Source organism: Methylobacterium sp., from assembly GCF_019750675.1.
GTDB lineage: Bacteria > Pseudomonadota > Alphaproteobacteria > Rhizobiales > Beijerinckiaceae > Methylobacterium.
The window spans coordinates 22155-30583 of the sequence record NZ_JAIEOF010000266.1 but is presented as its reverse complement, the minus strand read 5'-3'; the positions used below and the strand labels follow the sequence as shown (position 1 = coordinate 30583).

The following is an 8429-nucleotide window of genomic DNA, read 5'->3' as shown; positions in this document are numbered from 1 at the left end:
TGGCGGAGACGGAGGGATTCGAACCCTCGATACCCCTTTCGGGGTATGCTCATTTAGCAAACGAGTGCCTTCAGCCGCTCGGCCACGTCTCCGCAGGCCGCCGATCTAGAATTTCGCACCGGGCGGGTCAAGCGACGTTTCGCGGCATACGGCAGAATGTCGGCGCGATGCGTCGTGCTGGACACGCCTCAGGCCTGGACGAGGCGCTTGCGCTGCACCTTTCCGTTGGGTGTGCGGGGGAGGGCATCGAGGAAGCGCACGGCGCGCGGGCACTTGTAGGCGGCGAGCCGCTCGCGGCACCAGGCCATCAGGGCCTCCGCATCCACCGTCGCGCCTGGGGTGCGGACCACGAAGGCCGCGATGACCGTGAGGTCCGCGCGCACCGCGAGCTCCGTGACGCCGACCTCGGCCACCTCCGGATGGACCGCGAGCACCCCCTCGACCTCGTTGGGCGAGACCCGGTACCCGAGGGCGTTCATGAGGTCGTCGTTGCGGCCGTGGAAGGTCAGGTAGCCGTCCGCGTCGAGGCTGGCGAGATCGCCGCCGGCGAACCAGTCCCCCCGCATCACGGCGGCCTCCTCCTCCGGCCGGTTCCAGTAACCGAGCATCAGGCCGGGCTCGGTGCGATGCACGGCCAACAAACCGATCGCGCCGGCGGGCAACGGCTCGGGCGGCCCGTCGACGGGCAGGATCGCGACGCGGCGGCCGGGCTGGGGCTTGCCCGGGGACCCGGCACGGACGGGCACGGTCGGGCCGCTCGACACGTAGGTCGAGATCTCGCTCATGCCGAGCGCCTCGTAGAGGGGCTTGCCGGTGGCGGCCTGCCAGGCGGCCAGGAGCTCGGGCGACAGCGCCTCGCCCGCCGTCACGCCGTGGCGCAGGGCGCCGAGATCCTGGGCCGTGAGGTCGCCGTATTTGAGGATCTGGCGGTAGAGGCTCGGCACGGCGGCGAACAGGGTCGCCCGGTGCCGTGCGATCAGGCTCGGCCAGAGCGCCGGGTCGCGCGGCCCGTCGTAGAGCACCGCGGTGGCGCCGCAGGCCCAGGGGTCCGTGATGCCGACGCCGAGGGTGTAGGTCCAGTTCATGGTGCCGGCATGCAGCATCACGTCCGTCTCGGAGAGCCCGAGCCAGTGTGCGTGCATCGGGCGCCGCCCGCGAATGGCCCGGTGCGCGTGCAGCACGCCCTTCGGGCGGCTCGTCGTGCCGGAGGTGTAGACCAGCGTCGCCGGATCGTCGGCCCGGGTGTCGGCGTAATCGGCGATCGGAGGCCCCGCCTTCATGGCGGCGATGTCGGCCGGTCCGAGCCGGATGCACGACCCGAGGCCCGCCGGATCGACCGGGTTCGCCTCCCCGACCACGACCGCGGCGGCACCGGAATTCTCGAGCAGGAAGGCGGCCTCCGCCGGTGTCAGCTGGGGCGAGGAAGGCAGCGCGACGAGGCCGGCGGCGAGCGCCCCGAAATACACGAGGACGTAATCCGCCTCGTTGCCCATGCGGATCATCACCCGCGCACCCCGCGGCAATCCGAGGTCGCGCAGGCCCGCCGCGATCCCCCGCACCGCGCGATCGGCCTCGCCGAAGGTCAGGGTCCTGACGTCCGAGCCGGCGCCCGCCATGACCAGCGCGACCTTGTCCGCGCGAAGGCGGGCATTCTCGGCCAGGCAGTGGCGCGCGCCGTTGAAGCGGTCTGCGGTGGTGGTGGTGTCGGGCGCTGATGACAAGGTCTGGGGCTCCGTGATCTCGACGACCCTACGGATGCGCAAACCAAGTCTCCGCACAAGTGCGAAGCGCCGCTCAGGCGGTGATCTCCCGGGCCGCCGTCAGCATCTCCTTCATCGCATCCGAGGCGGCCTGGTAGGCAGGCGTCCCGATATCCCAGTTGCTGACCTTGATGGCCTCGATCACCTTGCCGGCTTCCGTAAGCGCCCGGGCTTCCGCCGCGGCGAAGCGCGGGAAGGCCGGGTGAGATGCGGGCGCGGAGCCCGCGAGCCGCGCGGCGATGCTGTCACCGGGCCGGCCCGTCAGCGTGGCGACGGCGGCATCCGGCTGGGCGAGCCCGACGAGGATGCGCGCGAGCTTGCGCTTCCAGGCGCCCACATCGGCGGGGAGCCGGACGAGGGGATAGAAGGACGACGGGTGCGCAGCCGCGTCGAGGACGCCCTGGCCGCTGGTCTCGGCGCGGACCAGGCGCGTGGTGATCTTCTCGATCTCCTCGTGGGTCTTGGCCGCCTTGCCGGCGATGCTCTGTACGCTGTTGGAAATCTCTCCGGTGGCGGCGCGCTGCTGGCTCAGCATCTGCGAGATCGCCTGGTTCATGTCGCTCGCCTGCGCGATGCGCCCGTTGGCGTCGGCGATGCGCTGCTCGAGTTGGTCGACGATGGTGCGGCCCGAACTGATGGCCCCCCGGCTCTCGCCGACGGCATTCGAGATGGTGACCATCTCGGTGGTGAGGGTGCTCAGCAGGGCGCGGATCTGTCCGGTCGACTTGGCGGTCTGGGCCGAGAGCGCCTTGACCTCGGCGGCGACGACCGCGAAGCCCCGGCCCGCCTCGCCGGCCCGCGCCGCCTCGATGGTGGCGTTCAGCGCCAGCAGGTTGGTCTGCGCCGAGATCGCCGCGATGGCGGTGGCCATGACCTCGATCTGGGCGATGGCGTGCTCCAGCACCGTGACCCGCTCCACGATCTGGCCCGTGCGGGCGTCGATCTCCTGCATGGCGGCGCGTGCCTGCTGCGCATCGCCGATGCAGGCCTGCATCGCCGAGAGGGCGTCCTGCGCGACGGTGACGGCCGTGTCGGAGGTTTGGGCGACCTCGGCGACGGAGGCGGCCATCTCCTCCGTGGCCCCCGCGATGGTCTGCGTGGCGCGCGCGACCTCACCGACGTCGTAGGTCATCCACCCGGTGTTGGTGGCGGCTTCCGAGGCTTCCCGCGCCAGGGCGGCGGTGCTGCCGAGGCTGTGCAGGAGGGCCTTGTCCCGCCCGGCCCGGAGGCCCTCGAGTGCGCCCCGCAGCGGCCCTTCGGGCAATTCGACCGCCGTGAGGTCCGGGTTCGCGAGCAGGCTTTCCACGGCCTTCACCAGCCGCCCCTCCTCGGTATCGGCGACGGGCTCCGATGCAGCGGCAGCGTGGAGCTGCTTCCGGTCAGAACGTGCGAACGAGAATCCGAGCATCGGGGGCCAATCCAGGTGGTGTTTCACAGAGCCTAAGCCAGACACTATTAAGACCCCCTTATCCGCCCCGAACTCCGGTTTCGAAGCTCTCACACGCGCAAGGGCAGTTTTCGTCGCGTGGCCAGATCTGCAATGCAACAACACGATCGGGGTCCGCCGAACCGAACCGTGGGGATGCTGGTGTCGCCCTTTCCAGCGTGTTCACCGCCCTCCCTCGAGTACACACGGAACCATGCGCAACCAATGATTGTCCAGGCCACGGCCTTCGAGCGCAGACCTCGGTATGGCGGTGCTGACCGGGCGGCGCTCACACGCCGCCGCCCTGACCTCATTCCGATCGGCCACCGATCCGACGGCTCCGCCGCGCGCCCTCCGGCGGGGGTGGCAGGCGCGCTCAGGCCAAGCGCGAGAGCATCATCTCCCGGGGCCCGATCAGTCCGGCCTTGCGCTCGATCAGGGTCGGTGGCGGCACCGGCGCCTCGATCGTGCAGACCACGCCGGTTGCGGCGAAGACGAGCCGGACCTCGCCGTCGAGCTCGCGGGCGAGGCTGCGCTCGATCAGCCGGGAGCCGAAGCCCGTTCGGGTCGGCGGCACCACGGGTGGGCCTCCGTGCTCGCTCCAGCGCAGGTTCAGGCGGGTCTCGGCTTCGCGATCCACCGTCCAGGCGATGGTGACGGTCCCGCCTTCCTGGGAGAGGGCCCCGTACTTCACCGCGTTTGTTCCGAGTTCGTGCAGCGCCATCGCGATGGAGAGGGCGAGGCGGGGGGGAAGGCGAAGGGCCGGGCCCGAGACGTGGAAACGCGAGCGTTGCCCCTCCGCCGCGTCGAGGGGGGCGATGGCATCCGCCACGACGTTGCCGAGCTCGGCGCCGTCCCAGCTCTCCCGTGTCAGTACGTTGTGCACCCGCGCGAGTGCCAGGAGCCGCGCCTCGAACGCGCTACGGGCGGCGCTGGCCTCGGCGCCTTCGAGGCGGCGCAGGGATTGCCCGGCGATGGACTGCACCGTCGCGAGCGTGTTCTTCACCCGGTGGTTGAGTTCGTGAATGAGAAGCTGCTGATGCTCGGCGGCGCGCTTGGCATCGGTGATGTCGACGTTGCAGCCCGTGTAGCCGAGGAAATTGCCGGTATCGTCGGTGCGCGGCACGCCCTCGCAGCGCAGCCAGCGCACGATGCCGTTCCGGTCGATCACACGCACGTCCGCCTGAAAGGGGACCCGGTTCTCGAAGGCATTGCTGAACAGCGTCGCGAAGATCTCGTAATCGTCGGGGAAGATGATCCGCCGCCAATCGTCGCCGGTGATCTGCGCGGCGGTGGCAAGGCCGAACATGTGATCGAAATGCATGTTGGCGAAGCTGATCTGCGCGGTCTCGTCCGTCATCCAGATGAGGGCCGGCGCAGAATCGGCCATGTGGCGGAAGCGGGCCTCGCTCTCCCGCAGGGCACTCAGGCCCCGCTCGGTCTCGGCGAGTGCCCGGTCGCGCTCGTCGCTGCGGGTACGCAGGCGCAGGGAGGCGTCGGCCAGAACGTCGCCCAGACGCCGGATCTCGTGGATCGGCGAGGTGATGCGCGGGATCGCCTCGCCGCGCGCCAGGGCCGGCCCCGTGGCCGCGAGACGCCGCAGCGGCCGGGAGACGCGGGACCAGAGGTGGACGGCGAGGATCGAAGACGTCGCCAGCACCAGCAGGCCGAAGCCGCAGAAGGCCCAGATCCAGTTGCGCAGGCGCGCCTCGACCAGGGCCTGGGGAATGATAGCGGTGGCCGTCCAGCCCGTCAGGCGAGAGCGGGCCTCCACCACGGTGACGGGCTTCAACTGCCGGTCCTTGCCCTCCCAGACGCCGGGGGTCGCGGTCTGGTGCTGGCGCAGGGTGGCGAGGCGCGGCGTGCCGATGATGGACTCGAGCGTCGGCACGCGGGCCAGGACGAGCCCTTCCCGATCGGACAGACCCGTGGTCCAGCCCGCGACGGCCTCACGGCCGACGAGGCCCTCGAGCCGCGAGATCGGAATGGTGAAGCTGAGGATATGGGTGACGCTGCCGTCGCCGAGCACGGGTACCGCCACCGCGTAGGTGGCGTCCCCGGGCTGCATGCCCTTCAGGAAGCCCGATACCATCGCGCGCTGTGTTCCCGTCGCGAGTTCACGGTCGATCGGTAGCGCACTGCGCGGCAGGGGGGCGGCACGCGGCACGGCGGTGTTCACCACCTGCTGCCCGTCGGGCCGGCGCAGGAGGATGTCGAGGCCGATGGCGTCGCGCACGAGGCGGGCCTGGGCGTCGAAGTTCTCGAACTCGTTGTCCTTGAGGCGAGGGGAAGTCGCCAGCGTCTGGAGCACCGAGACGAGGCCGGCGGTGTCGCGGTCCACCGACAGGGCGATGCCCCGAACGATCTCGCGGGAATCCTGCTCGAAGCGCGCCCGCTCCGTGGCGGCGTAGCGCACGAGGAGGATGGCGGTAAAGATGAGCCCCGGCCCGATCAGCGCGATCACGAGGGCGACGAGGTAGACCTGCGTGGAGAATCCGCGCTGGCGGATGCGCGCCAGGGCGCGCATCAGGGGGGCGTGGCGCCACCACCAGCGCCAGCCCTCGGTCTCGTCCGCCCTGTCGTTCCGAACGGGATCGCTCATGGCCGGTCGATATGACCGAGGTCGCGCTCCGGGGCGAGGCGGTCGCGGACCCGCTGCTTCAGGGTCTTCACGTCCGGAAAGCCGCCGTCCCGGCTGCGGTCCCAGATCGTGTCCGGCCCGCACAGGATCACGAAGACGCCCCCGCTGCCCGGGACCAGCGCCACCTCTCCGAGTTCCTCCCGGAAGGTCGAGAGGAGTTCCTGCGCCATCCAGCCGGCGCGCAGGAGCCACTGGCACTGCGTGCAGTAGGTGATGGAAACCCGTGGCTTTCCGGGTGATGGGCGGGCGTTCTCGACCATGGCGGGTAAAGCGACCGATACCCCTCGGGTTGTCAACCATGGCGAGCCCCGTATTCGAAGCCCGTCCCGCCCGGGCCTGCGGGCGCGAATGGACCGCTTGCGAAAGTCGCGCTTGGGATCGGCACCTTTCCGCACGGCCAGGGTTGCCTATCTGTCGCAGGGACCGGCCGGACCGCCGAAGCCGCGCGGACGAAGACGTTTTGGGGAGTATCGATCATGCGTTCAGGTTCCGCCATCGCCGGAGGCCACGCCGGGCGGGCTTGGTTCGGACGCGCCCGGGCCCTGGCGGCCGCGGTCCTTCTCGCCACTTCGCTCAGCGCCTGCGGCGCGATCAACCGGGTGCCGACCCTGGAGGAGCAGGCGAAATCCGCCTGGAGTGAGGTGCAGAACCAGTACCAGCGCAGGGCCGACCTCATCCCGAACCTCGTCGAGACGGTGAAGGGTTACGCGCAGCAGGAGAAGGACGTGCTGGTCGGCGTGACGGAAGCCCGCGCGAAGGCCTCGAGCGTCAAGGTCGATGCCTCGACGGTAAGCGACCCGCAAAAGTTCAAGGAATTCCAGGACGCCCAGAACCAGCTCTCGGGCGCCCTCGGGCGGCTCCTCGTCACCGTCGAGCGCTATCCGGACCTGAAGTCGAACCAGAACTTCCTGGCCCTGCAGTCTCAGCTCGAGGGCACCGAGAACCGGATCGCCGTGGCGCGGCGCGACTACATCGGCGCGGTGCAGGCCTACAACACCGAGGTCCGTACCATCCCGGGCCGCTGGATCGCCGCATGGTTCTACCCCGAGGCCAAACCCATGGAGACCTTCACGGCGACGCCCAATTCCGAGCGCCCGCCGAACGTCAAGTTCTAGTCCGCCATGCGCAGTCCCGGCGCGGCGGCACGTTGCGACGCCCTCGCCCGTCTCGGGCTCCTCCTCGCGTTGCTCTTCGGCCCGATCCTCTGGGCGGTGGCGGCCCAGGCCGACGAGCCCGCTTTTCCACCGCTCTCGGGGCGCGTCGTGGATGCGGCGGGTGTCCTGGCGCCGGAGGCCAGGACGAGCCTCGAGGCGAAGCTGAAGGCCTACGAGGACAAGACGTCCGATCAGGTCGTGGTCGCGACGGTCCCGAGCCTGCAGGGCCGCACGGTGGAGGACTACGCCAACCGGCTCTTCCGCGCCTGGAAGCTCGGGCAGGCGAAGACCAACAACGGCGCGCTGCTGGTCGTCGCGCCCAACGAGCGCAAGGTCCGGATCGAGGTCGGCTATGGCCTGGAAGGCGCGCTGACCGACGCCCTCTCCAAGGTCATCATTACCACGGCGATCGCCCCGCGCTTCAAGACCGGCGATTATGCCGGCGGTATCAACGCGGGCGTCGACGCGATGCTGTCGATTCTGGCGGGCGACGCCGAGGAATGGCAGCGCAAGGCGGAGGTGCGCCGGGACGAGGCCGATCCCGGCCAGGTCGTCCTGTTCGTGATCCTGTTCCTGGTGATCCTCGTCGTGGTCTACCGGATGAACCGTGGCGGGAGCGGGCGCGGCGGCTTCGTCGTCATCCCGGGACCGTCCTCGGGCGGCTGGAGCGGCGGCGTCTCCGGCGGGTTCGACGGGGGCGGTTTCTCGGGCGGCGGATTTTCGGGCGGCGGCGGCTCGTCCGGTGGGGGAGGGGCGTCGGGTGACTGGTGAAGCGCGCGATCTCCTGAGCCGCGAGGCGCGCGAGCGCGTCGCCGAGGCGATCCGGGGCGCCGAGGCCGGCACGGCGGGGGAGATCGTCGTCCTGGTCTCGGCCCGGGCCGGCCTCTACCGCTCGGCACCGTTGCTCCTCGCCCTGGCCTGCGGGCTCGTCGCACCCTGGCCGCTGATCCTCCTGACGCCTTGGAGTGCCGCCACGATCGCGTTGGCGCAGGCCGGCCTCGTGCTGCTCGCGATCCTCGCCACCTCCCATCCCCGGGCCCGGCTCGCCCTGGTGCCGCGCGCGATCCGCAGGGCCCGGGCCCACGAGGCGGCCCAGCGCGAGTTCTGCGCCCGCGGCCTGACCCGAACCCCCGGCCGCACCGGCGTCCTCATCTATCTGGCCTGCGCGGAAGGGCACGCGGAGATCGTCGCCGATCGGGGAGTGGCGGCGCATGTCCCGGCGGAGGCCTGGGCAGGGGCGATCGATCCGCTCCTCGCCGCCCTGCGCCGGGGCGAGGCCGAGCGCGGGTTGATCGCGGCGGTCGAAGCGGTCGGCACCATCCTGGCGCGCGTGCTGCCGGCGGAAGCGGCGCCGGTCGACGCGCTCTCGAACCGGGTGATTCTCATCGGTTGAGAAAGCGTGCGCGTGCAACCGCGCGATGCGGCGCCACAACGTCTCGTTCAAATGC

Annotated in this window: 7 protein-coding genes and 1 tRNA gene; 3 read left to right on the top strand and 5 right to left on the bottom strand. The window is 70.7% G+C overall.

Features of this window, described 5'->3' with window-relative positions:
- From K2X24_RS13885 to K2X24_RS13865, 5 genes are all read right to left on the bottom strand, one after another.
- A tRNA-Ser gene (locus tag K2X24_RS13885) sits at positions 1-92 on the bottom strand.
- A gap of 96 nt (positions 93-188) precedes the next feature.
- A complete protein-coding gene (locus K2X24_RS13880) occupies positions 189-1721 on the bottom strand; it encodes an AMP-binding protein (protein ID WP_292498975.1) in 1533 nt (510 codons plus the stop codon).
- Positions 1722-1794: 73 nt separating this feature from the next.
- Positions 1795-3075 (bottom strand): methyl-accepting chemotaxis protein, encoded by a 1281-nt coding sequence (locus K2X24_RS13875; protein WP_292498973.1) that lies wholly within the window; start codon positions 3073-3075, stop codon positions 1795-1797.
- Between the two features lie 487 nt (positions 3076-3562).
- Positions 3563-5713 (bottom strand): HWE histidine kinase domain-containing protein, encoded by a 2151-nt coding sequence (locus K2X24_RS13870; RefSeq protein WP_292498974.1) that lies wholly within the window; start codon positions 5711-5713, stop codon positions 3563-3565.
- Positions 5714-5784: 71 nt separating this feature from the next.
- Positions 5785-6087, bottom strand: a complete 303-nt coding sequence (locus tag K2X24_RS13865) for a SelT/SelW/SelH family protein (protein WP_243911849.1) — start codon at positions 6085-6087, stop codon at positions 5785-5787.
- A 216-nt stretch (positions 6088-6303) separates the two neighbouring features.
- Here K2X24_RS13865 and K2X24_RS13860 point away from each other — a divergent pair, with 216 nt between their 5' ends.
- Genes K2X24_RS13860 through K2X24_RS13850 form a run of 3 tightly spaced genes read left to right on the top strand, consistent with a single transcriptional unit; the run spans position 6304 to position 8374 of the window.
- On the top strand, positions 6304-6942 hold the full coding sequence (locus K2X24_RS13860) for a LemA family protein (protein WP_292498972.1): 639 nt from the start codon (positions 6304-6306) through the stop codon (positions 6940-6942).
- Between the two features lie 6 nt (positions 6943-6948).
- Positions 6949-7752, top strand: a complete 804-nt coding sequence (locus K2X24_RS13855) for a YgcG family protein (protein WP_292498971.1) — start codon at positions 6949-6951, stop codon at positions 7750-7752.
- Positions 7742-8374 (top strand): hypothetical protein, encoded by a 633-nt coding sequence (locus tag K2X24_RS13850; RefSeq protein WP_292498970.1) that lies wholly within the window; start codon positions 7742-7744, stop codon positions 8372-8374. The genes K2X24_RS13855 and K2X24_RS13850 overlap by 11 nt, the downstream gene beginning before the upstream one ends.
- Positions 8375-8429 lie beyond the last annotated feature (55 nt).